Below are 21,599 nucleotides of genomic sequence, written 5' to 3'. Positions count from 1 at the left end.
CGTCGAACGCGTGGCCGCCACCCGGAAACGACGACGCCCGCCGCGAAGGTCGCGGCGGGCGTCGGGTCGGCGCGGGAAGCGCGCCGGCGCGGTCAGGCGCGGGCGTTGGCGTCGAGGGTCTTGTTCCACTCGGCGATGCGCTCGCCGTGCGCCGCCAGCACGCCGCTGGTGTCGCCCTCGATCTTGATCGAGTTGATCTTGTCGCCCTGCTTGACCCGGTCGACGGCCTCGAGGCCTTCGACGACCTTGCCGAACACGGTGTGCTTGCCGTCCAGCCACGGGGTCGACACGTGGGTGATGAAGAACTGGCTGCCGTTGGTGTTCGGACCGGCGTTGGCCATCGACAGCACGCCGCGCTCGTGGCCCAGCCCGTTCTTGGCCTCGTCCTCGAAGCGGTAGCCCGGGCCACCGGTGCCGGTGCCGAGCGGGCAGCCGCCCTGGATCATGAAATCGGCGATGACGCGGTGGAAGCTCAGCCCGTCGTAGAACCCGCGCTGGGCGAGGTTGACGAAGTTGGCGACCGTCAGCGGCGCCTTGTCGGCGGCGAGCTCGACGCGGATCGGGCCGCGGTCGGTGTCGAAATGGGCGATCAGGGACATGGACTTCTCCGGGGAGGGCAGCGGGAACGGGAGTGTTCGGGCGCACCGCCGTGGGGCTCGGGGCGCCGCATGAATGCCGACCGCGAAGCATACCGCAGCCCTGAACCTGAACCGGCAGCGCGGTCCCGCAGCCGCTATACTTGTCGGCTTCCCCAGCTGACCTGACGCCTCGCGGCGCTCTTCTCCGATGTCCATCGAACGCCTGCGCAACATCGCCATCGTCGCCCACGTCGACCACGGCAAGACCACCCTCGTCGACTGCCTGCTCAAGCAATCGGGCACGTTCAACGAGCGCACCGTGCTGGCCGAGCGCGTCATGGACAGCAACGACCAGGAAAAGGAGCGTGGCATCACGATCCTGTCCAAGAACACCGCCATCACCTGGAATGGCAACCGCATCAACATCGTCGACACACCGGGCCACGCCGACTTCGGCGGCGAGGTCGAGCGCGTGCTGTCGATGGTTGACTCGGTGCTGATCCTGGTCGACGCGATGGACGGTCCGATGCCGCAGACGCGCTTCGTGACCCAGAAGGCGTTCGCGATGGGCTTCAAGCCGATCGTCGTCGTCAACAAGATCGACCGCCCGGGCGCGCGCCCGGACTGGGTCATCGACCAGGTGTTCGACCTGTTCGACAAGCTCGGCGCGACCAACGAACAGCTCGACTTCCCGATCGTCTACGCCTCGGCGCTGCACGGCTACGCCAGCCTCGACGACAGCGCGCGCGACGGCGACATGACCCCGCTGTACGAAGCGATCATGAAGCACGTCCCCGCGCCGAGCGTGGACCCGGACGGCGCGTTCCAGATGCGCATCAGCCAGTTGGACTACAACAACTTCGTCGGCCTGATCGGCGTCGGCCGCATCCAGCGCGGCAAGGTCCGCACCAACATGCCGGTCAGCGTCGTCGACCGCGAGGGCAAGAAGCGCCAGGGCAAGGTCCTGCAGGTGCTCGGCTTCATGGGCCTGGAGCGCGTCGAGGTGGCCGAGGCCGAGGCCGGCGACATCATCGCCATCTCCGGCGTTGCCGACCTGAGCATTTCCGACACGGTCTGCGCGCTCGACACGCCGGAAGCGCTGCCGGCGCTGACCGTCGACGAGCCGACGATCTCGATGACGTTCCAGGTCAACAACTCGCCGTTCGCCGGGCACAAGGAGCTCAGCGGCGGCAAGTTCCTGACCAGCCGCCAGATCCGCGAGCGCCTCGAGCGCGAGACGCTGCACAACGTCGCGCTGAAGGTCGAGGAAGGCTCGGACCCCGACAAGTTCCTGGTGTCCGGCCGCGGCGAGCTGCACCTGTCGGTGCTGATCGAGAACATGCGCCGTGAAGGCTTCGAGCTGGCCGTTTCGCGCCCCGAAGTGATCATCAAGGAGATCGACGGCCAGCTGATGGAGCCGATCGAGCAGCTCGTCGTCGACATCGAGGAGCAGCACCAGGGCGGCGTCATGGAGAAGCTCGGCGTCCGCAAGGCGCAGCTTAAGAACATGGAGTCGGACGGCAAGGGGCGCGTGCGGCTGGACTACATGATCCCGGCCCGCGGGCTGATCGGATTCCAGAACGAGTTCCGCACCCTGACCCAGGGCTCGGGCCTGCTGTTCCACGTGTTTGACCACTACGGCCCGAAGGAACAGGGCGCGATCGCCAAGCGCATCAACGGCGTGATGATCGCCAATGCGCCGGGCGTGACGCCGGCCTACTCGCTCGGCCCGCTCGAAGAGCGCGGCCGGCTGTTCGCGGCCGAAGGCGACAACGTCTACGAAGGCCAGCTGATCGGCATCCACTCCAAGGACAACGACCTGACGGTCAACGCGATCAAGACCAAGCCGCTGACCAACATGCGCGCTTCGGGCAAGGACGACGCGATCAAGCTGACCCCGGCGATCAAGTACACGCTGGAGCAGGCGCTGGACTTCATCGAGGACGACGAGCTGGTCGAGGTCACCCCGAAGGAAATCCGCCTGCGCAAGAAGTTCCTGACCGAGAGCGACCGCAAGCGCGCCTCGCGCGCGGCCTGACCGCGCGACGCTTCACGGCGTGGCGGTGAGCTTGGACGGCGAGGCCCGTATGGACACGGGCCTGCACCTGGTCGCGCTGTTCGAGGCGCTCAAGGGCGCCCTCGCGCTCGCCACCGCGGCCGCACTCGAGCTGCTCGGCCCCGCGCCGCTGCAGAACCTGATGGCCGACGCGGTCGGCCTGCTGCACATGGACCCGCGGCACGGCACGCTCGCCGTGCTCGCCCGCGAACTCGACCCCTCCGCCGTCCGCATGATCGCCGCGGGCGTACTTGCGTACGGCCTGCTGCGCGGCATCGAGGCCTGGGGCCTGTGGCGCGCCCGCGCATGGGCGTCGTGGCTGGGGTGCGCGAGCGCGGCGATCTACCTGCCGGTCGACCTGTACGCGATCGCCCGGCACCCGGGCTGGGTCAGCGCCACCGCGCTGGCCGTCAACGTGATCATCGTCTGGGTCCTCGGCGCGGACCTGCGTCGACGCCAGCGCTGAACGGCCACGCGCACGGCATACTCCGGGCATCCACAGGGGATCGCCCGATGCACGCAGCCACCGTCCGCCCGCCCATCGTCCGGCCGCGGGCCGCAGCGTTCGCCACCGCCATTGCGCTCGCGCTGAGCGCGTGCGCCAGCCTCCCACCCGGCGCCCGGTCACCGGCGCCCGCCGCGGCGGCGGCCGACAGCGCAGGCATCGTCGAAACCGACATCGCCACGCTCGCGGCGCGGATGGAGCGCGGCGAAACCACCAGCGCGCGACTGACCGCCGCCTACCTGCGCCGCATCGCCGCCATCGACGACGGCGGCCCGCGGCTCAACGCGGTGATCGAAGTCAACCCCGACGCCGCCGAAGAAGCCGCCGCGCGCGACGACGAGCGCCAGGCCGGCCGCGTCCGCGGCCCGCTGCACGGCATCCCGGTACTGATCAAGGACAACATCGACGCCACCCCGATGGTCAATTCGGCCGGCTCGCTGGCCCTGGCGTCGCACCGCCCGGCATCGGACGCGCCGCTGGTCACCGCGCTGCGCGAGGCCGGCGCGGTGATCCTCGGCAAGACCAACCTCAGTGAATGGGCGAACTTTCGCTCGACGCGCTCGACCTCCGGCTGGAGCGCGCGCGGCGGGCAGACCCGCAACCCGTACGTGCTGGACCGCAGTCCGTGCGGCTCGAGCAGCGGCACCGGCGCGGCGATCGCGGCGAGCCTCGCAGCCGTCGGCGTCGGCACCGAGACCGACGGCAGCATCCTGTGCCCGGCCGCGGTCAACGGCCTCGTCGGCCTGAAGCCGACGGTCGGACTGGTCGGTCGCAGCGGGATCATCCCGATCTCGTACAGCCAGGACACGGCCGGGCCGATGGCCCGCACCGTGGCCGATGCGGCCGCCCTGCTCGCCGTGCTGGCCGACACCAACGACGCCGCCGACCCCGCCGCCCGCGAGGCGCGCAAGCGCGCTCCGGTGGACTACCTCGCCGCCCTGCAGCCCGACGCGCTCAAGGGCGCGCGCATCGGCGTGCTGAAGCGCTCCGGGGTCGACCCGCAGCCCGGCGTCGACGCGGCGTTCGAACGGGCCGTGGCGACGCTGCGCGAGGCCGGCGCGACCGTCGTCGAGGTGACGATCCCGACCGCCGGGCGCTGGAGCGCCGACGAGTTCACCGTGCTGCTCTACGAGTTCAAGCACGGCCTCAACAAGTACCTGCGCGGCAGCCAGGCGCCGGTCGGCTCGCTGGAGGCATTGATCGCCTACAACCGCGACAACGCGGCCGCCCAGATGCCGTGGTTCGGGCAGGAACTGTTCGAGCAGGCGCAGGCCAAGGGCGCCCTGACGGATGCCGCGTATCGCAAGGCGCAGCGGCGCGCACGCCAGCTCGCCGGCCCGGACGGCATCGACGCCGCGCTGCGCAGGCAGCGCCTCGACGCGCTCGTCGCCCCGACCACGGGCCCGGCGTGGCCCATCGATCCGGTCAACGGCGACAATTTCACCGGGGCCAGCTACGGCGCGGCGGCGGTGGCGGGCTACCCGAGCCTCACGGTGCCGATGGGCGACGCCAGCGGCCTGCCGCTCGGCCTGGCCTTCCTCGGCGCCAAGTGGAGCGAAGCGAAGCTGCTCGGCTACGGGTTCGCGTTCGAGCAGCGCCGCCGCGCGCGCGTCGCCCCGACGTACCTGCCGACGATCGACCTGGCGCCCGGGCCCCGCGAAGCGAAGTAGCGCTGCGCGCTCCGGGGCGCACGGCGCCCTGCCCTGGGGGCCGGGTTAGACCTCGGTCGGGGTGCCGATCTGCGCCTGCTTGCGGACGATCAGCATCGCCACCTCGAGCGCCTGCTCGTAGTTCAGGCGCGGATCGACGCACGAACGGTACGCGCGCTCGAGGTCGACCTCGGTCAGCTCGCGCGCACCGCCGAGGCACTCGGTGACGTCTTCGCCGGTCAGCTCCAGGTGCACGCCGCCCAAGCGCGTGCCCGACGCGGCGTGCAGCTCGAACGACTGCTCGAGTTCGCTGCGGATGTTGTGGAAGCGGCGCGTCTTGTAGCCGTTGCTGGTGCTCTCGGTGTTGCCGTGCATCGGGTCGCACACCCACAGCACCCGCCGGCCGTCGCGCCGCACGGCGTCGAGCAGCGGCGGCAGCTTCTCCGCGACGTGCACCGCGCCCATCCGGTGGATGAAGGTCAGGCGCCCGGGCTCGTCTTCCGGATTCAGCAGGTCGACGATGCGCAGCAGCTGGTCCGGCGTGACCGACGGCCCGACCTTCAGCGCGATCGGATTGCGGATGCCGCGGAAGTACTCCGCGTGGGCGCCATCGACCGCCGCGGTGCGCATGCCAATCCACGGGAAATGCGTGCTCAGGTTGAACCAGCCCCAGTGGCGCGGCACCTGACGCGTCATCGATGCCTCGTACGGCAGCAGCAGCGCTTCGTGCGAGGTGTAGAAGTCGACCCGATTGAGGTTGTGCACCTCGCTGCCCGACAGCGTTTCCATGAAGCGCACCGCGTCGCCGATCGAGGCGACCATCTGCCGGTACTCGTCGGCCAGCGGCGAGTGGCCGACCCAGTTGAGGTTCCAGTACTCGGGGTGGTGCAGGTCGGCGAAGCCGCCATCGATCAGCGCCCGGACGAAGTTCATCGTCATCGCCGAACGCGCGTGCGCCTTGATCATCCGGCGCGGGTCGGGGGTGCGCACCAAGGCGTCGAACTCCGGACCGTTGACCATGTCGCCGCGGTAGCTCGGCAGCGTGACCCCGTCGATCGTCTCGGTGTCCGCCGAGCGCGGCTTGGCGTACTGGCCGGCGAAGCGCCCCACCCGCACGACCGGCTTGCGCATGCCGTGCACGAGGACGAGGCTCATCTGCAACAGCACCTTGAGCCGGTTCGAGATCACGTCCGACGTGCACTCGCCGAAGCTCTCCGCGCAGTCGCCACCCTGCAGCAGGAACCGCTTGCCCTCCTGCGCCTCGGCCAGCTGCTGCTTCAGCGTCAGGATTTCCCACGACGTCACCAGCGGCGGCAGCGCGCGAAGTTCGCCCAGCGCCGAGGCAAGCGCGTCGGCATCCGGGTACTGCGGCAGCTGCAGCGCAGTGCGGCCGCGCCACGAGTCCGGGCTCCAGTCGATGGGCAGGTTCACGGATTGCATCTTTCGGTCGGCGGGGGCCATCGCGGGTCTCGGGATTGCTGCATTGCAACGTCGATCATGTGCCGGCGTGCTGGGGCGCGCAACCGTTACGTGGGCAACCGAGCGTCCCGTGCAGCGGCGTGCATGCGCGGATCAGCGGCGACGAAATGCAGCCAGCAGCGCCCAGCCCGTCAAGGCGACAAACCACACGAGGCTCCACGCGGGCATCGACAATCCGAGGAACGTCCAGTCGATGTCGCCGCAGTTGCCGGTCGCGGTCAGCACCTTGCGGATGACGTCGGTGGTGGACATGGTCTCGCGCATGAACGACAGCGGCACGCCGCAGCTGGCGCCGACCGGGTTCAACTGCACGTAGACGTGGCGGGCGGCGATGCCGATGCCCACCAGGCCGGCCAGCGCGGCCACGGCGCCGTAGCCGGCGCGCCCGCCGCGGGAACGCGGCCCGTGCAGCCCGCCCACCAGGAACACCAGCCCCAGCGCGGCGAAGGCGATGCGCTGGAAGATGCACAGGTTGCACGGCTCGAGTCCGCCGTAGAGCTGCGTGTAGATCGCGTAGGCGAGCAACCCGACGCACGCGGCGAATCCCAGCAGGAACTGGACGCGGAAGGACGAACGAAAGGGATTGAATGTCATGCCGCGCATCGTCGTTGTACACGCACCCACGCGCAAGCGCCGACGACGCCGCCGGTCATTCCGGCGCGCCGCTCGCGCGAATCGCGTCCGCCCGAAAGCAGAAAACCCCGGCCGTGGCCGGGGTCTTCATGCGTCGGCCGGAACCGACGGCAGCGCACCGCCCGCGGCCATCGCCGCGGAACGGATTACTCGGCCGCCTGCGGGCGATCGACCAGCTCGACGTACGCCATCGGCGCATTGTCGCCGGCACGGAAGCCGCACTTGAGGATGCGCAGGTAGCCGCCGGCGCGCTCGCGGTAACGCGGGCCCAGCTCGACGAACAGCTTGCCGACCGCTTCCTTGTCGCGCAGGCGCGAGAAGGCGAGGCGGCGGTTGGCGACGCCGTCGGTCTTGCCGAGGGTGATCAGCGGCTCCGCGACGCGGCGCAGCTCCTTGGCCTTCGGCAGGGTGGTGCGGATGAGGCCGTGCTTGATCAGCGAGGCAGCCATGTTGGTGAACATCGCATCGCGATGTGCACTGGTGCGGCTGAACTTGCGGCCGGATTTCTGGTGGCGCATGGGCGTGGTTCCTGGTGAATGTTGGGACTGTTGGAGGTCGCTGTCGCCATCCCGGCGTTGGAGCATGGACTGCGGTTGGTCCGGCACCGGTCGTCCTGACCGGGCAGCGCCGCGGGCCTTTGGGCCCGTCGGCGCGTGTGTTGCGCGTTAGTGCATCAACCCATCATGCCGTGCGAGGCGATGCCCGCCGGCGGCCAGTTCTCGAGCTTCATGCCGAGCGACAGGCCACGCTGCGCCAGGACTTCCTTGATCTCGGTCAGCGACTTCTTGCCGAGGTTCGGGGTCTTGAGCAGCTCGACTTCGGTCTTCTGGATCAGGTCGCCGATGTAATAGATGCTCTCGGCCTTGAGGCAGTTGGCCGAACGCACCGTCAGCTCGAGGTCATCGATCGGGCGCAGCAGGATCGGATCCACGCCGCCGGTCGCCGGCTTCGCCGGGCCGCGGTCGCGGTGGGTGAAGTCGCCGAACACCGACAGCTGGTCGGTCAGGATGTCGGCCGCGGTGCGGACGGCTTCCTCTGCGTCGATCGTGCCGTTGGTCTCGATGTCCAGGACCAGCTTGTCAAGGTCGGTGCGCTGCTCGACGCGCGCGGCTTCCACCGCGTAGGCGACGCGACGGACCGGCGAGAACGACGCGTCCAGCATCAGGCGACCGATGGTGCGGGTCTCCTCGTCGGGCCGGCGACGCGCGGCGGCCGGCTGGTAGCCGAAGCCGCGCTCGATCTTCAACCGCATGTTGAGCGCCATGTCCTTGGTCAGGTGGGCGATCACGTGCTCGGTATTGAGGATCTCGACGTTGTGGTCGACCTTGATGTCGCCGGCGGTGACGATGCCGGGGCCCTGCTTGTTCAGCGACAGCGTCGCCGACTCGCCGGTGTGCATACGGATCGCGACGTCCTTGAGGTTCAGCAGGACTTCGAGCACGTCTTCCTGCAGGCCCTCGACCGTCGTGTACTCGTGCAGCACGCCATCGATCTCGACCTCGGTGATGGCGAAGCCGGGGATCGAGGACAGCAGCACGCGGCGCAGCGCGTTGCCGAGGGTGTGCCCGTAGCCGCGCTCGAGCGGCTCGATCACGACCTTGGCACGGTTGCCGGTGATGCGCTCGATCTGCGGACCACGCGGGCGCAAAACCTGATTGGCGGTAACCGTCATGTTGTGGTGTCTCCTGGGAACCTCCGGCGTGGGGCCGGAGGTTCAGAACGATGGATTACTTCGAGTACAGCTCGACGATCAGCGCTTCGTTGATGTCAGCAGGCAGGTCCGCACGATCCGGAATGGCCTTGAACACGCCACTGAACTTCTTGCTGTCGACCTCGATCCACGACGGCGAGAGGTCCATCTGCTGCGACAGGGTCACCGATTCCTGCACGCGCAGCTGCTTCTGTGCGCGCTCGGACAGGGCGATCGAGTCGCCCGCCTTGACCTGGTACGAAGGCAGGTTCACCGACTTGCCGTTGACCATGACGCCGCGGTGCGACACCAGCTGGCGCGCGGCCGGACGGGTCACTGCGAAGCCCATGCGGTAGACGACGTTGTCGAGACGCGTCTCCAGCATCTGCAGCAGGTTCTCGCCGGTGTTGCCCTTCTTGGTCGAGGCCTTCTTGTAGTAGTTGCGGAACTGGCGTTCCAGCAGGCCGTAGATGCGCTTGACCTTCTGCTTCTCGCGAAGCTGGGTGGCGTAATCCGACAGCTTGCCCTTGCGGGCGGTGGGGCCGTGCTGGCCGGGCTTCTGCTCCAGCTTGCACTTGGAGTCGAGCGCACGCGCGGACGACTTCAGGCCAAGGTCGGCGCCTTCGCGACGGGCGAGCTTACAGGTGGGACCGATATAACGAGCCATTGTCTTTCAGCTCCTCAGACGCGACGCTTCTTCGGCGGACGGCACCCGTTGTGCGGGATAGGCGTCACGTCGATGATGTTGGTGATCTTGTAGCCGACGTTGTTCAGCGAACGAACGGCGGACTCACGACCGGGACCCGGGCCCTTGATGCGGACCTCGAGCGACTTGACGCCGTAATCCAGCGCGGCGCGGCCGGCCTTCTCGGCGGCCACCTGCGCGGCGAACGGGGTCGACTTGCGCGAGCCGCGGAAACCCGCGCCACCCGAAGTCGCCCACGACAGCGCGTTGCCCTGGCGGTCGGTGATCGTGATGATGGTGTTGTTGAAAGAAGCGTGGACGTGGGCGATGCCGTCGGTGACGACTCGCTTGATCTTCTTCTTGGTCTTGGCAGCAGCAGCCGGCTTGGCCATGGTCTATACCCCTTACTTCTTGATGGCCTTGCGCGGACCCTTGCGGGTGCGTGCATTGGTCCGGGTGCGCTGGCCACGCAGCGGGAGGCCGCGGCGGTGACGCAGGCCGCGGTAGCAGCCCAGGTCCATCAGACGCTTGATGGCGATGCCGACTTCGCGACGCAGGTCGCCTTCGACGACGAACTTGCCGATCTCCGCGCGCAGGCGCTCGACTTCCGGCTCGGACAGGTCGCGGATCTTGGTGGACGACTTGACGCCGGCCGACTCGCAGACTTGCTTGGAACGGGTACGGCCAATGCCGTAGATGCTTTGCAGCCCGACCCAGACGTGCTTCTGGGCAGGCAGGTTGACGCCCGCAATACGCGCCATGACGCGATCTCCAACTGGTTTGGCGGCCGAGACGGTTCTATCCCGGCGGAGTGAACTGGAAATGTTAACAAGGTCTCGTGGTAATAGGAAGTCCTGCCGTGCCAGCCGCACGGCGGAACCCGGCATGGGGAGTGTGCCCATGCTCCGGCGACGGACCCCGGACTGGCCGACCCGACGCATGAACCGCGTCGTCCGGCCCCGCGCGCTACTCTGGCGCGCGGAACGGTCCGGCCCCACCCGCGCACGAGACCGCCGCGCGAGTCGCCCTTCTGTGCGGTGCGGCAGCTGGGAGCCAGCCGGGCACCGGGTCAAGAACCATCAACCGCGGGACAAGCCCCGCGAGCCACCCTTGAGGTTGGCCTTCTTCAACAAGCTTTCGTACTGGTGCGACATCAGGTGCGCCTGCACCTGGGCGATGAAGTCCATCACCACGACCACCACGATCAGCAGCGACGTGCCGCCGAAGTAGAACGAAGTCCCGAGCTCGGCGCGCATCACTTCCGGCAGCAGGCAGACGGCCACCAGGTAGATCGCGCCGGCCGCGGTCAGGCGGGTCAGCACGCCGTCAACGTAATCGGCCGTCGCCTTGCCCGGGCGGATGCCCGGAATCAGCGCGCCCGACTTCTTGAGGTTGTCGGCGGTTTCCTGCGAGTTGAACACCAGCGCGGTGTAGAAGAACGCGAAGCCGATGATCAGCGCGGCGTAGACGATCATGTAGAGCGGCTCGCCCGACCCCAGCATCTGGGTCAGCTTCTGCAGCCACGCCGGCGCGTTGGCCTGGTTGATCCAGGTCGACGCGGTCGCCGGGAACATCACGATCGTCGAGGCGAAGATCGCCGGGATGACGCCCGACATGTTGAGCTTCAGCGGCAGGAACGACGACTGATTGAGGTAGGCGCTGCGGCCACCCTGGCGACGCGCGTAGTTGACCGTGATGCGGCGCTGGCCGCGCTCGACGAACACCACCAGGTACGTAAAGCCGAGCACGATCGCCACGACCACGATCGCGGTCAGGGCGTTCATGTCGCCGTTGCGGATCTGGGTGAACATTTCGATCACCGCGGACGGAAGACCCGCCACGATGCCGGCGAAGATGATCATCGAGATGCCGTTACCGATGCCGCGCTCGGTGACCTGCTCGCCCAGCCACATCAGGAACATCGTGCCGGCGGTCAGCGCGATCACGGCGGTCAGGATGAACGCCGGACCGGTGATGTAGGTCGCCTGGATGCCCTGGCTCGCACCGAGCGCGAGGATGCCCTTGGCCGCGAAGAACGACTGGAACACCGCCAGCGGAATGGCGCCCATGCGGGACCACTGGTTGATCTTGCGCCGACCGGACTCGCCTTCCTTCTGGATGGCCTTGAGGGTCGGGACGATCTGCACCAGCAGCTGCACGATGATCGACGACGAGATGTACGGCATCACGTTCAGCGCGAACAGGCTGAACTGGTGCAGCGCACCGCCCGAGAACATGTTGAACATGTCCAGGATCGTGCCCTGCTGGGTCTCCATCAACTCCAGCATCTTCTGCGGGTTGACGCCCGGCACCGGGATGTAGCAACCGATGCGGTAGACGATCAGGGCACCGACGACGAACAGCAGGCGCTGGCGGAGCTCGGTGAACTTACCGAGCCCGCCACCGAGGCCGGCTACCGCACTGGACGGTCGCGACATCCGGGTCTTACTCCTCGACCTGGCCGCCGGCCGCTTCGATCGCGGCCTTGGCACCGGCCGTGGCCATCAGGCCCTTCAGCACGAACTTCTTGGTCAGCTCGCCCTTCTTGACGATCTTGGCCTGCTTGGCGGTGCTCGGCACCAGCTTGGCGGCCTTGAGCGCAGCGAAGTCGACGGTGCCGGCGTCCAGCTTGTCCAGCTGGTACAGCAGCACTTCCGCCGTGTCCTTCAGCAGCTTGGAGCGGAAACCGATCTTCGGCAGGCGGCGCTGCATCGGCATCTGGCCGCCTTCGAAGCCGGCCTTGATCTTGCCCTTGCCCGAACGCGCGAAGGAACCCTTGTGACCGCGACCGGCCGTCTTGCCCAGGCCCGAACCGATGCCACGACCGACGCGGGTGCGCTCGGTGCGGGCGCCGTCGGCCGGCTGGAGAGTGTTGAGACGCATGTTGATTACTCCTCCACGCGAACGAGGTAGTGGAGCTGGTTGATCAGGCCGCGAACCTGCGGGCTGTCCTTGAGCTCACGGACGCTGTTGAGCTTGCCGAGGCCGAGCGCCTTCACCGACAGGCGGTGACGCGACTGCGTGCCACGCAGGCCCTTGACCAGGCGCACCTTGATGGTGCCGGCAGCGGCTTCCTTCTTAGCCATGGATCAGGTCCTCCACCTTCTTGCCGCGCTTGGCCGCGATCTTGGTCGGCGAATGCATCTCGCCGAGACCACGCAGCGTGGCGCGAACCAGGTTGATCGGGTTGCGCGAGCCGACCGCCTTGGCCAGCACGTTCTTGACGCCGACCGCCTCGAGCACGGCGCGCATCGCGCCACCGGCGATCACGCCGGTACCCTCGGACGCCGGCTGCATGAACACGCGCGCCGCACCGTGGCCCGACTTGACCTGGTGCCACAGCGTGCCGTTGTTCAGGTCGACGTTGACCATGCTCTTACGGGCGTACTCCATCGACTTCTGGATCGCGACCGGCACTTCGCGCGCCTTGCCGTAGCCGAAGCCGACCTTGCCGTTGCCGTCGCCCACCACCGTCAGCGCGGTGAAGGTGAACTGGCGGCCGCCCTTGACGGTCTTGCTGACGCGGTTGACCGCGATCAGCTTCTCGATCATGCCGTCGTCGATCTCTTCGCGGTTGCGATCGCGATCGCGACCCCGCGGCGAACGTTCTTCTGCCATTTCCGTATCTCTATGTATTGAAGGGATTTGCGGCGTCGCCGCTTATCGTTGTGGTGTGGATCGGGCGCTTCGCCCGCACGGCAATCCGCGCGGGCGCCCGGCACCTTCCGTGCCGGCGGATCGAACAGGCGTGGGGCCGAAGCCCCGCGCCTTCAAGCATCAGAACTGCAGACCGCCTTCGCGGGCCGCATCGGCCAAGGCCTTGATGCGACCGTGGTAGCGGTAGCCCGAGCGGTCGAACGCGACCTTCTCGACGCCAGCGGCCTTGGCGCGCTCGGCGACCATGCGGCCCACCTTGGCGGCGGCATCGGCGTTCTTGCCGTTCTTCAGGCCGTCCTTGACGTCGGCCTGCACGGTCGAGGCCGAAGCCAGGACCTTGGAACCGTCGGAGGTGAAGACCTGGGCGTACAGGTGCTGGCCGGTGCGCAGCACCGTCAGGCGCGGCACGCCGAGTTCGCGGATGTGCGCACGGGTCGACTTGGCGCGGCGCAGGCGGGCAATGTTCTTGTTCATGGCTGTGTCCTTCAGGAAGCGGATAGACCCTTAGGCCTTCTTGGCTTCCTTGCGAATGATGACTTCACCGGCGTACTTCACACCCTTGCCCTTGTAGGGCTCCGGCGGACGGAAGCCACGGATCTTGGCGGCAACCTCACCGACGCGCTGCTTGTCCGCGCCCGAGACAAGGATCTCGGTCTGGGTCGGCGTGGCGATGGTGATGCCCTCGGGCGTGTTGAACACGACCGGGTGCGAGAAACCCAGCGACAGGCTGAGGTCCTTGCCCTGCATGGCGGCACGGTAGCCGACGCCGACCAGCTCGAGCTTGCGCTCGAAGCCATCCGACACGCCCTTGACCATGTTGGCCAGGATCGCGCGGAGGGTGCCGGTCAGCGGAATCAGCGCCGCATCACCGGTGGTGAAGGTGGCCTGGCCGTCCTCGACCTTGAGGTCGATCGCCGCCGGCTTCGGCACGCTCAGCGTGCCCTTCGGACCCTTGGCACTGACGCTGTCGGGCTGGATGTTGAGCTCGACGCCCTTCGGGAGGGCGACCGGCTTCTTGGCAACTCGGGACATGTCTCGTTACTCCCTTAGGCCACGAAGCACAGGACTTCACCGCCGACGCCCTGCTGGCGCGCCTGCGCATCGGTCATGATGCCCTTGGAGGTGGAAATGATGGCGACGCCGAGGCCGCCGAGCACCTTCGGCAGGTCGTCCTTGCCGCGGTACTGGCGCAGGCCCGAGCGCGAATAGCGCTGCAGGCGCTCGATCACCGGCTTGCCCTCGAAATACTTCAGCGAGATTTCGAGTTCGGACTTGCCGCCGCCCAGGTCGGTGACGCGCGAGTCGAGGATGTAGCCCTCGTCCTTCAGCACGCCGGCCAGGGCAACCTTGACCTTGGAGGACGGCATCTTCACCGTCTTCTTGCCCACTGCGGCCGCATTCTTGATGCGAACCAGCATGTCGGCGATGGGATCAGTCATGCTCATTGAGTAGTTCCTATGAGTAGCACCGATATCCGCGGGATTGCAGATTCAGTTGTAAGCGCCGAGCGGTGGTCCGCGAAGCGCGCCGCCCCGGCACGTGACCGGGGCGTCTGGAGCGTAGCCAGCCCGCAAGTCTAGCAGACTCGCGGGCGGCCGGTTTACCAGCTGGCCTTGCGCAGGCCGGGAACGTCGCCGTTCATGGTGGCCTTGCGCAGCATGTTACGGCCGAGGCCAAACTTGCGGTACACGCCACGCGGACGGCCCGAGAGCTCGCAACGGTTGCGCTGGCGGCTCGGCGACGAGTCGCGGGGCAGCTTCTGCAGCTTGGTCACCGCCTCGCTCTTCTCTTCGTACGACGCGGTCGCACTGGAGATGATCTTCTTCAGCGCGTCGCGCTTGGCGCCGTGCTGCTTCGCCAATTTGGCCCGCTTGATCTCGCGGTTGACCATCGAGGTCTTAGCCATGGTGTGTCAGTCCTGGATCAGTTGCGGAACGGGAAACGGAAGGCCTCGAGCAGCGCCTTGGCCTCGGCATCGGTCTTCGCGGTCGTGGTGATCGCGATGTCCATGCCGCGCAGGGCGTCGACCTGGTCGAAATCGATCTCCGGGAAGATGATCTGTTCCTTGACGCCCATGTTGTAGTTGCCGCGGCCGTCAAACGAACGACCCGACACGCCGCGGAAGTCACGCACGCGCGGCAGCGAGATGTTCACCAGGCGATCGAGAAACTCGAACATCTTCGCGCGGCGCAGCGTGACCTTGGCGCCGATCGGCCAGCCGTCGCGAATCTTGAACGAAGCCACCGACACGCGGGACTTGGTCACGATCGGCTTCTGGCCGGCGATCTTGGTCATGTCGGCGACGGCATTTTCCAGGATCTTCTTGTTCGTGGCGGCTTCGCCCACACCCATGTTGAGCGTGATCTTTACCAGGCGCGGCACTTCCATCGGGTTCGAGTAGCCGAACTTCTTGGTCAGGGCCGGGACGACTTCGTCCTTGTAGAACTTTTCGAGACGGGTGGTCATTTCTGCATTCCTCAGGCGTCAACCGCCTCACCGCTGGAGCGGAACACACGCAGTTTGCGTCCATCCTCCAGCACCTTGAAACCGACGCGCTCACCCTTGCCGGAGGCCGGGTTGAACAGCATCACGTTGGAAATGTGGATCGGCGCTTCGCGCTCGATCACGCCGCCCGGCTGGCCAGCCTGCGGATTCGGCTTGGTGTGGCGCTTGATGATGTTGATGTTCGCGATGACGACCTTGTCGCCAGCCACGCGCACAACCTCACCCTTCTTGCCCTTGTCCTTGCCGGCGGTGACGATCACCTGATCGCCCTTGCGGATACGGTTCATTTCAATTCCTCCGCTCAGAGCACTTCAGGAGCGAGCGAGACGATCTTCATGAACTTCTCGGTACGCAGTTCGCGGGTCACAGGCCCGAAGATGCGGGTACCGATCGGTTCCTGCTTGTTGTTCAGAAGCACGGCAGCGTTGCCGTCGAAGCGGATCAGCGACCCGTCCGGACGACGCACACCCTTGCGGGTACGTACCACGACGGCGTCGTAGACGTCGCCCTTCTTGACCTTGCCGCGCGGAATGGCGTCCTTGACGGTCACCTTGATGATGTCACCGATGCCTGCGTAGCGGCGCTTGGAGCCGCCGAGCACCTTGATGCACATTACTTCCTTCGCCCCGGAGTTGTCGGCCACGCCGAGGTAGCTTTGCATCTGGATCATGGTTCAGCCTCCTCAGTTATTCGGCCGCGCGGCTGACGATTTCAACCACGCTCCAGTTCTTGGTCTTGGACATGGGGGCAATCTCCTTCACCCGCACGACGTCGCCTTCCTTGCAGGCGTTGTCGGCGTCGTGGGCGTGGAGCTTGGTCGAGCGACGGATGTACTTGCCGTACAGCGCGTGCTTGACCTGGCGCTCGACGAGCACGGTGACGGTCTTGTCCATCTTGTTGCTGACAACCCGGCCTTCAACCGTGCGCAGCGCCTTCTCTGTGTTGTTGTCGGTCATGGCGGGTCCTTACTTCTTCTGGCCCAGCAGCGTGTTGACGCGAGCGATCTCGCGGCGCACGCGGCGGGCCTCGTGGGTCTTGGCGAGCTGGCCGGTGGCCTTCTGCATGCGAAGGGCGAAGCCCTCCTTGTGCAGCTCGACCAGATGGGCCTTCAGCTCGTCCGCCGACTTCGCGCGCAGTTGCTTGAGTTCCATTAGCGCACCGTCCGGGTCACGAAAGTGGTGGTCACCGACAGCTTGGCGGCGGCCAGGCGGAATGCCTCGCGCGCAACGTCTTCGCTGACGCCTTCGATCTCATAGATCATGCGGCCGGGCTGGATCTGCGCGACCCAGTACTCGACATTGCCCTTACCGGAGCCCATGCGGACTTCGATCGGCTTCTTGGTGATCGGCTTGTCGGGGAACACGCGGATCCACATCTTGCCGCCGCGCTTGACGTAGCGGCTGATGGAACGACGCGCGGCCTCGATCTGGCGCGCGGTCAGCTGACCGTGCGCCGTCGCCTTCAAACCGTACTCGCCGAAGCTGACGGCATTGCCGTTCCAGCTCAGGCCCTCGTTACGGCCCTTGTGTACCTTGCGGTACTTGGTTCGCTTGGGTTGCAACATGGTTAATCCCTCGCCTCGCGCTCACGGCGCGGACCACGCGGACGGTCGGCGCGATCACCGCGATCTCCACGATCGCTGCGCGGCGTGTCGTCCTGCTTCTCCTGGCCGACCTGGCTGAAGTCGAAGACCTCACCCTTGTAGACCCACACCTTGATGCCGATGATGCCGTAGGTCGTCTTCGCCTCGGCGAAGCCGTAGTCGATGTCGGCGCGGAGGGTGTGCAGGGGCACGCGGCCCTCGCGGTACCACTCCGAACGCGCGATCTCGGCGCCATTGAGGCGACCGGCCACGTTGACCTTGATGCCCAGGGCGCCGAGGCGCATCGCGTTGCCGACCGCGCGCTTCATCGCGCGGCGGAACATGATGCGGCGCTCGAGCTGCTGCGCTATCGACTCCGACACCAGCTGCGCGTCGAGCTCCGGCTTGCGGACCTCGGTGACGTTGATGTGCGCCGGGACGCCCATCACCGCACTGACTTCCTTGCGCAGCTTCTCGATGTCCTCGCCGCGCTTGCCGATCACCACGCCCGGGCGGGCGGTGTGGATCGTCACGCGGGCGTTGTTGGCCGGGCGCTCGATGAAGATCTTCGAGATACCGGCCTGCGCGAGCTTCTTGCGCAGCATCTCGCGGACCTTGAGGTCGGCCGCGAGGTACTGGGCGTACTGCTTCTTGCCGGCAAACCACTTGGAGTTCCAGTCCTTGGAGATGCCAAGGCGGATGCCAGTCGGATGAACTTTATGACCCATTGTCTGACTCCGCCTTACTTGCCCGCGCCCACGACCACAGTGATGTGGCTGGTGCGCTTGAGGATGCGGGTGCCGCGGCCCTTCGCACGCGCCATGAAGCGCTTCAGTGCGGGACCCTCGTCCACCATGATGGTCTTGACGCGGAGCTCGTCGACGTCGGCGCCCTGGTTGTTCTCGGCGTTCGCGATGGCGGATTCCACGACCTTGCGGATCATGGCGGCAGCCTTCTTGTCGGAGAACTTCAGCAGGTTGACGGCGCGCTCCGCGGACAGACCGCGCACCTGGTCGGCGACCAGGCGGGCCTTCTGCGGGGAGATGCGCGCGGTGCGCAGGATGGCTTTCGCTTCCATGGTCATCTCCTTACTTGCCCGACTTCTTGTCGCCGCCGTGACCCTTGAAGGTACGGGTCAGGGCGAACTCGCCGAGCTTGTGGCCAACCATGTTCTCGTTGACCAGCACCGGGATGTGGTTCTTGCCGTTGTGGATGGCGATCGTGAAACCGACCATCTCCGGCAGGACCATCGAACGACGCGACCAGGTCTTGATCGGCTTCTTGTTGTTGCCCGCCGTCTCCACCTTCTTGACGAGGTGGTGGTCGACGAACGGACCCTTCTTGAGTGAACGTGCCATGGCCGATTAGCTCCTGCGATCGCGCACGATGAACTGCTGCGTGCGCTTGTTCTTGCGGGTCTTGTAACCCTTGGTCGGGACGCCCCACGGCGTGACCGGGTGCGGATTGCCCTGGCCAGCCTTGGCCTCACCACCGCCGTGCGGATGGTCGACCGGGTTCATCGCCGCGCCGCGGACGGTCGGCTTGATGCCGCGCCAGCGCTTGGCGCCGGCCTTGCCGAGCTTCTCGAGGTTGTGCTCGTCGTTGCCGACCTCGCCGATGGTGGCGCCGCACTCGACCGGGACCTTGCGCATCTCGCCCGAACGCAGGCGCAGCGTGGCGTAGCCCTGCTCGCGGGCGACCAGGTAGGCGCTGGCGCCGGCCGCGCGGGCCAGCTGGGCGCCCTTGCCCGGCTTCATCTCGACGCAGCACACCGTGGTGCCGACCGGGATGTTGGTCAGCGGCAGCGTGTTGCCGACCCGGATCGGGGCGTCACGGCCGGCGATCACCTGGTCGCCGTCCTTCAGGCCCTTCGGCGCGATGATGTAGCGGCGCTCGCCGTCGACGTAGCACAGCAGCGCGATGTGCGCGGTGCGGTTCGGGTCGTACTCGATCCGCTCGACGCGGGCGGGAATGCCGACCTTGTCGCGCTTGAAGTCGATGATGCGGTAGTGCTGCTTGTGGCCACCGCCGATGTGGCGGGTGGTGATGCGACCGTGGTGGTTACGGCCGCCGGTCTTGCCCTGCTTCTCGACCAGCGCCGCGTGCGGCGCGCCCTTGTGCAGGCCCGGCGTCACCACGCGGACCGCGCTGCGGCGGCCGGCGGAGGTGGGCTTGAAAGTCATCAATGCCATGCGTGTTTCCTCAGGCCGTGGCCATCACGTCGATCGACTGGCCTTCGGCCAGCGTCACGTACGCCTTGCGCCAGTCGGCGCGTCGGCCCATGCGGAACTTGAAGGCCTTGTTCTTGCCCTTCACGTTGACCACGTTGACCGCCGCGACCTTGACGGCGAACAGCTTCTCCACGGCGACCTTGATGTCGGCCTTGGTAGCGTCCGTCGCGACTTCGAAGACGTATTGGTTCGAAACTTCCTGCAGGCGCGCGGTCTTCTCGGACACGCGCGGCGCGCGGATGATGCTGTAGAGCTTGGCCTCGTTCATGCCAGCCACTCCTCGATCTTCTTGACCGCGTCGGTGGTGACCACGACCGAGTCGGCGCCGACGAGGGCGACCGGATCCAGGCCCTGGACGTCACGCACTTGGACGTACGGCAGGTTGCGAGCCGACAGGAACAGGTTCTCGGTGGCTTCCTCGGTGACGATCAGCGGGCGCTTGCCCACTTCCAGCCCCGCGAGCTTCTCGATCAGGCCCTTGGTCTTCGGCGACTCGATGTCGAACGACTCGACGACCATGATGCGGCCCTGGCGGTTGAGCTCCGACAGGATCGCGGCCATCGCGGCGCGGTACATCTTGCGGTTGACCTTCTGCGCGAAGCTGCGCGGCTTGGCCGCGAAGGTCACGCCGCCGCCGACGAAGATCGGAGCCGTCAGCGCGCCATGACGCGCACCGCCGCCCTTCTGCTTCTTCGACTTCTTGGTCGTGCCGTTGACTTCCGAACGGGTCTTCTGCGCCTTGGTGCCGGCGCGACCGGCATTGCGGTAGGCAACGACCACCTGGTGGACCAGGTCCTCGCTGAACTCGCGGCCGAAGATCGCGTCGGAAACCGACAGCGTCTTGCTGCTATTGGTAATGGTGAGTTCCATCATCAAACTCCCTTGCTCGACGGACGCACGATCACGTCGCCACCCGGCGCGCCCGGCACGGCGCCCTTGATCGCGATCAGACCGCGCTCGGCGTCGACCTTGACCACTTCCAGGCGCTGCGTCGTCTGCTGCACGTCGCCCATGTGGCCGGACATCTTCTTGCCCGGGAACACGCGGCCCGGCGTCTGGCGCTGGCCGATGGAGCCCGGCGAGCGGTGCGACAGCGAGTTACCGTGGGTCGCGTCGCCCATGCGGAAGTTCCAGCGCTTGATCGTGCCCTGGAAGCCCTTGCCCTTGGTGACGCCTTGGACGTCCACCAGCTGGCCGGCCTCGAAGACGTCGGCCTTGATCTCGCCGCCGATCTCGAAACCGCCGATCTGGTCGGCCTCCACGCGCAGCTCCCACAGGCCGCGACCGGCTTCGACCTTCGCCTTGGCGAGGTGACCGGCTTCCGGCTTGTTGATCAGCGACGCACGCTTGACGCCCGCGGTGACCTGCACGGCGCTGTAGCCGTCGGACTCGAGGGTCTTGATCTGGGTGATGCGGTTCGGGGTGGCCTCGATGAGGGTCACCGGGACGGACTTGCCGTCGGCCAGGAACACGCGGCTCATGCCGGCCTTGCGACCGACGATGCCCAACGAATACTTCTTCGCGGTCATGGTGGGAGGCCTCAGGTCAGCTTGATCTGGACGTCGACGCCAGCCGCGAGCTCGAGCTTCATCAGCGCGTCCACGGTCTTGTCGTTGGGGTCGACGATGTCGAGCACGCGCTTGTGCGTGCGGGTCTCGTACTGGTCACGCGCGTCCTTGTCGACGTGCGGAGAGACGAGGATGGTGTAGCGCTCGATCTTGGTCGGCAGCGGGATCGGGCCGCGCACTTGCGCGCCGGTCCGCTTGGCCGTCTCGACGATCTCGCTGGCCGAGCGGTCGATCAAGCGATGATCGTACGCCTTCAGCCGGATTCGGATCTTCTGGTCCGCCATTGCGGTGATTCCTTCGTTAAAAGAGCGACGGGCCGGCCTCTGGGTGTACCGGGCCCCGGAAAACAAACCTGAAACACGATCACCGGGACTGCACCCTCGCCCCGGAAGCCTTCCTGGCCAAAAAGCAAGGCAGGCCGGTTTCCCGACCCGCCCAGACTGAGCAGAACGCGCGAAGCGCCCCGTTCAGATTCCTTGGCCGCCCCGTTTGACGGGGCCCGGAACCTACGGAGCGATGCCGCGCGACATATCCCTGTCTGGCGAATACGAGGAGCGTCATGCCCCTCATTTCGCTGGTTGCGCCCCGTCTCGTGCGATTCGGGGCGCGGCAGCCGCACATTCTAGCGGCAGGTGGGGAGCCAGTGCAACTGTCCCCGGACGCCGCGTGCAATAGTCGGGGCGCGATCGTCCGCGCCCGACCGGTAGAGCCCTTACTTGATGATCTTGGCCACGACGCCGGCGCCGACGGTGCGGCCGCCTTCGCGGATCGCGAAGCGCAG

34 protein-coding genes are annotated in these 21,599 nt (G+C 67.0%); 3 read left to right on the top strand and 31 right to left on the bottom strand.

Translation table 11 applies throughout. The features are described from left to right. Positions 1-92: 92 nt before the first annotated feature. The gene (locus D3A60_RS14255; RefSeq protein ID WP_119719455.1) at positions 93-599 is read right to left on the bottom strand and encodes a peptidylprolyl isomerase; all 507 of its coding nucleotides are present in this window, start codon (positions 597-599) and stop codon (positions 93-95) included. A gap of 187 nt (positions 600-786) precedes the next feature. On the opposite strand from D3A60_RS14255, the gene typA reads away from it, so the two are divergent. The 3 genes from typA to D3A60_RS14240 are packed head-to-tail and all read left to right on the top strand — an operon-like array spanning position 787 to position 4,809. Continuing rightward, complete coding sequence (typA, locus tag D3A60_RS14250; protein WP_119719454.1) at positions 787-2,616, top strand: translational GTPase TypA; 1,830 nt, start codon at positions 787-789, stop codon at positions 2,614-2,616. A gap of 49 nt (positions 2,617-2,665) precedes the next feature. Then, positions 2,666-3,100 (top strand): DUF2127 domain-containing protein, encoded by a 435-nt coding sequence (locus D3A60_RS14245; protein ID WP_119719453.1) that lies wholly within the window; start codon positions 2,666-2,668, stop codon positions 3,098-3,100. Positions 3,101-3,147: 47 nt separating this feature from the next. Continuing rightward, complete coding sequence (locus D3A60_RS14240; protein ID WP_119719452.1) at positions 3,148-4,809, top strand: amidase; 1,662 nt, start codon at positions 3,148-3,150, stop codon at positions 4,807-4,809. A gap of 45 nt (positions 4,810-4,854) precedes the next feature. Here the strand turns inward: D3A60_RS14240 and D3A60_RS14235 are convergent, their stop codons facing one another. The 30 genes from D3A60_RS14235 to D3A60_RS14090 all read right to left on the bottom strand — a co-directional run. After that, a complete protein-coding gene (locus D3A60_RS14235; protein WP_119719467.1) occupies positions 4,855-6,228 on the bottom strand; it encodes a class II 3-deoxy-7-phosphoheptulonate synthase in 1,374 nt (457 codons plus the stop codon). Between the two features lie 132 nt (positions 6,229-6,360). After that, positions 6,361-6,861: a disulfide bond formation protein B gene (locus D3A60_RS14230; protein WP_119719451.1), complete on the bottom strand. Its 501-nt coding sequence runs from the start codon at positions 6,859-6,861 to the stop codon at positions 6,361-6,363. Between the two features lie 185 nt (positions 6,862-7,046). Continuing rightward, positions 7,047-7,418, bottom strand: coding sequence for a 50S ribosomal protein L17 (gene rplQ, locus D3A60_RS14225; protein ID WP_119719450.1), 372 nt, complete (start codon positions 7,416-7,418; stop codon positions 7,047-7,049). A 155-nt stretch (positions 7,419-7,573) separates the two neighbouring features. Continuing rightward, a complete protein-coding gene (locus D3A60_RS14220) occupies positions 7,574-8,572 on the bottom strand; it encodes a DNA-directed RNA polymerase subunit alpha (protein ID WP_119719449.1) in 999 nt (332 codons plus the stop codon). 55 nt (positions 8,573-8,627) lie between these two features. Then, on the bottom strand, positions 8,628-9,257 hold the full coding sequence (gene rpsD, locus D3A60_RS14215; protein ID WP_119719448.1) for a 30S ribosomal protein S4: 630 nt from the start codon (positions 9,255-9,257) through the stop codon (positions 8,628-8,630). A 14-nt stretch (positions 9,258-9,271) separates the two neighbouring features. Next, positions 9,272-9,667, bottom strand: coding sequence for a 30S ribosomal protein S11 (rpsK, locus tag D3A60_RS14210; RefSeq protein ID WP_119719447.1), 396 nt, complete (start codon positions 9,665-9,667; stop codon positions 9,272-9,274). A gap of 12 nt (positions 9,668-9,679) precedes the next feature. After that, a complete protein-coding gene (gene rpsM, locus D3A60_RS14205; protein ID WP_119719446.1) occupies positions 9,680-10,036 on the bottom strand; it encodes a 30S ribosomal protein S13 in 357 nt (118 codons plus the stop codon). 318 nt (positions 10,037-10,354) lie between these two features. Continuing rightward, a complete protein-coding gene (gene secY / locus D3A60_RS14200) occupies positions 10,355-11,713 on the bottom strand; it encodes a preprotein translocase subunit SecY (protein ID WP_119719445.1) in 1,359 nt (452 codons plus the stop codon). Between the two features lie 7 nt (positions 11,714-11,720). After that, positions 11,721-12,164, bottom strand: a complete 444-nt coding sequence (gene rplO / locus D3A60_RS14195; protein WP_196778764.1) for a 50S ribosomal protein L15 — start codon at positions 12,162-12,164, stop codon at positions 11,721-11,723. Further along, complete coding sequence (rpmD, locus tag D3A60_RS14190) at positions 12,164-12,361, bottom strand: 50S ribosomal protein L30 (RefSeq protein WP_119719443.1); 198 nt, start codon at positions 12,359-12,361, stop codon at positions 12,164-12,166. Before rpmD ends, rplO begins: the two co-directional genes overlap by 1 nt. Further along, positions 12,354-12,893 (bottom strand): 30S ribosomal protein S5, encoded by a 540-nt coding sequence (rpsE, locus tag D3A60_RS14185; protein WP_119719442.1) that lies wholly within the window; start codon positions 12,891-12,893, stop codon positions 12,354-12,356. Before rpsE ends, rpmD begins: the two co-directional genes overlap by 8 nt. 159 nt (positions 12,894-13,052) lie before the next feature. Continuing rightward, a complete protein-coding gene (gene rplR / locus D3A60_RS14180) occupies positions 13,053-13,406 on the bottom strand; it encodes a 50S ribosomal protein L18 (protein ID WP_119719441.1) in 354 nt (117 codons plus the stop codon). A 30-nt stretch (positions 13,407-13,436) separates the two neighbouring features. After that, a complete protein-coding gene (gene rplF, locus D3A60_RS14175) occupies positions 13,437-13,964 on the bottom strand; it encodes a 50S ribosomal protein L6 (RefSeq protein WP_119719440.1) in 528 nt (175 codons plus the stop codon). Positions 13,965-13,978: 14 nt separating this feature from the next. Next, complete coding sequence (gene rpsH, locus D3A60_RS14170; protein ID WP_119719439.1) at positions 13,979-14,377, bottom strand: 30S ribosomal protein S8; 399 nt, start codon at positions 14,375-14,377, stop codon at positions 13,979-13,981. 155 nt (positions 14,378-14,532) lie between these two features. Then, a complete protein-coding gene (gene rpsN, locus D3A60_RS14165; protein ID WP_119719438.1) occupies positions 14,533-14,838 on the bottom strand; it encodes a 30S ribosomal protein S14 in 306 nt (101 codons plus the stop codon). A gap of 17 nt (positions 14,839-14,855) precedes the next feature. Next, positions 14,856-15,398, bottom strand: coding sequence for a 50S ribosomal protein L5 (gene rplE / locus D3A60_RS14160; protein WP_119719437.1), 543 nt, complete (start codon positions 15,396-15,398; stop codon positions 14,856-14,858). A gap of 11 nt (positions 15,399-15,409) precedes the next feature. Next, positions 15,410-15,724 (bottom strand): 50S ribosomal protein L24, encoded by a 315-nt coding sequence (gene rplX / locus D3A60_RS14155; protein WP_119719436.1) that lies wholly within the window; start codon positions 15,722-15,724, stop codon positions 15,410-15,412. A gap of 14 nt (positions 15,725-15,738) precedes the next feature. Beyond that, positions 15,739-16,107, bottom strand: coding sequence for a 50S ribosomal protein L14 (rplN, locus tag D3A60_RS14150; RefSeq protein ID WP_119719435.1), 369 nt, complete (start codon positions 16,105-16,107; stop codon positions 15,739-15,741). 16 nt (positions 16,108-16,123) lie between these two features. Beyond that, positions 16,124-16,393, bottom strand: coding sequence for a 30S ribosomal protein S17 (gene rpsQ, locus D3A60_RS14145; protein ID WP_119719434.1), 270 nt, complete (start codon positions 16,391-16,393; stop codon positions 16,124-16,126). 9 nt (positions 16,394-16,402) lie between these two features. Further along, positions 16,403-16,588 carry a 50S ribosomal protein L29 gene (gene rpmC, locus D3A60_RS14140; protein ID WP_119719433.1) on the bottom strand — a complete coding sequence of 62 codons (186 nt, stop codon included), beginning with the start codon at positions 16,586-16,588 and terminating at the stop codon, positions 16,403-16,405. Beyond that, positions 16,588-17,001: a 50S ribosomal protein L16 gene (gene rplP, locus D3A60_RS14135; RefSeq protein WP_119719432.1), complete on the bottom strand. Its 414-nt coding sequence runs from the start codon at positions 16,999-17,001 to the stop codon at positions 16,588-16,590. The genes rpmC and rplP overlap by 1 nt, the downstream gene beginning before the upstream one ends. Before the next feature lie 2 nt (positions 17,002-17,003). After that, positions 17,004-17,747: a 30S ribosomal protein S3 gene (gene rpsC, locus D3A60_RS14130; RefSeq protein WP_119719431.1), complete on the bottom strand. Its 744-nt coding sequence runs from the start codon at positions 17,745-17,747 to the stop codon at positions 17,004-17,006. A 14-nt stretch (positions 17,748-17,761) separates the two neighbouring features. Beyond that, positions 17,762-18,097, bottom strand: coding sequence for a 50S ribosomal protein L22 (gene rplV / locus D3A60_RS14125; RefSeq protein ID WP_119719466.1), 336 nt, complete (start codon positions 18,095-18,097; stop codon positions 17,762-17,764). Positions 18,098-18,107: 10 nt separating this feature from the next. Beyond that, positions 18,108-18,377 (bottom strand): 30S ribosomal protein S19, encoded by a 270-nt coding sequence (gene rpsS / locus D3A60_RS14120; RefSeq protein ID WP_119719430.1) that lies wholly within the window; start codon positions 18,375-18,377, stop codon positions 18,108-18,110. A 6-nt stretch (positions 18,378-18,383) separates the two neighbouring features. Further along, entirely contained in the window at positions 18,384-19,211 is an 828-nt protein-coding gene (gene rplB, locus D3A60_RS14115) for a 50S ribosomal protein L2 (RefSeq protein WP_119719429.1), read from the bottom strand. A gap of 10 nt (positions 19,212-19,221) precedes the next feature. Then, positions 19,222-19,518 (bottom strand): 50S ribosomal protein L23, encoded by a 297-nt coding sequence (gene rplW, locus D3A60_RS14110; protein WP_119719428.1) that lies wholly within the window; start codon positions 19,516-19,518, stop codon positions 19,222-19,224. Continuing rightward, positions 19,515-20,120 (bottom strand): 50S ribosomal protein L4, encoded by a 606-nt coding sequence (rplD, locus tag D3A60_RS14105; RefSeq protein ID WP_119719427.1) that lies wholly within the window; start codon positions 20,118-20,120, stop codon positions 19,515-19,517. The genes rplW and rplD overlap by 4 nt, the downstream gene beginning before the upstream one ends. 2 nt (positions 20,121-20,122) lie before the next feature. Beyond that, the gene (gene rplC / locus D3A60_RS14100; RefSeq protein ID WP_119719426.1) at positions 20,123-20,779 is read right to left on the bottom strand and encodes a 50S ribosomal protein L3; all 657 of its coding nucleotides are present in this window, start codon (positions 20,777-20,779) and stop codon (positions 20,123-20,125) included. A gap of 11 nt (positions 20,780-20,790) precedes the next feature. Beyond that, the gene (rpsJ, locus tag D3A60_RS14095) at positions 20,791-21,102 is read right to left on the bottom strand and encodes a 30S ribosomal protein S10 (RefSeq protein ID WP_027070119.1); all 312 of its coding nucleotides are present in this window, start codon (positions 21,100-21,102) and stop codon (positions 20,791-20,793) included. 428 nt (positions 21,103-21,530) lie between these two features. Continuing rightward, the coding region (locus tag D3A60_RS14090; RefSeq protein ID WP_078536286.1) for an EF-Tu C-terminal domain-related protein at positions 21,531-21,599 on the bottom strand (69 nt) is incomplete at its 5' end.

It is taken from the genome of Cognatilysobacter tabacisoli, from assembly GCF_003586305.1.
Taxonomy (GTDB): domain Bacteria; phylum Pseudomonadota; class Gammaproteobacteria; order Xanthomonadales; family Xanthomonadaceae; genus Cognatilysobacter_A; species Cognatilysobacter_A tabacisoli.
Note: the sequence above shows the minus strand (reverse complement) of the source record. Positions and strands in the feature narration are given on the sequence as shown.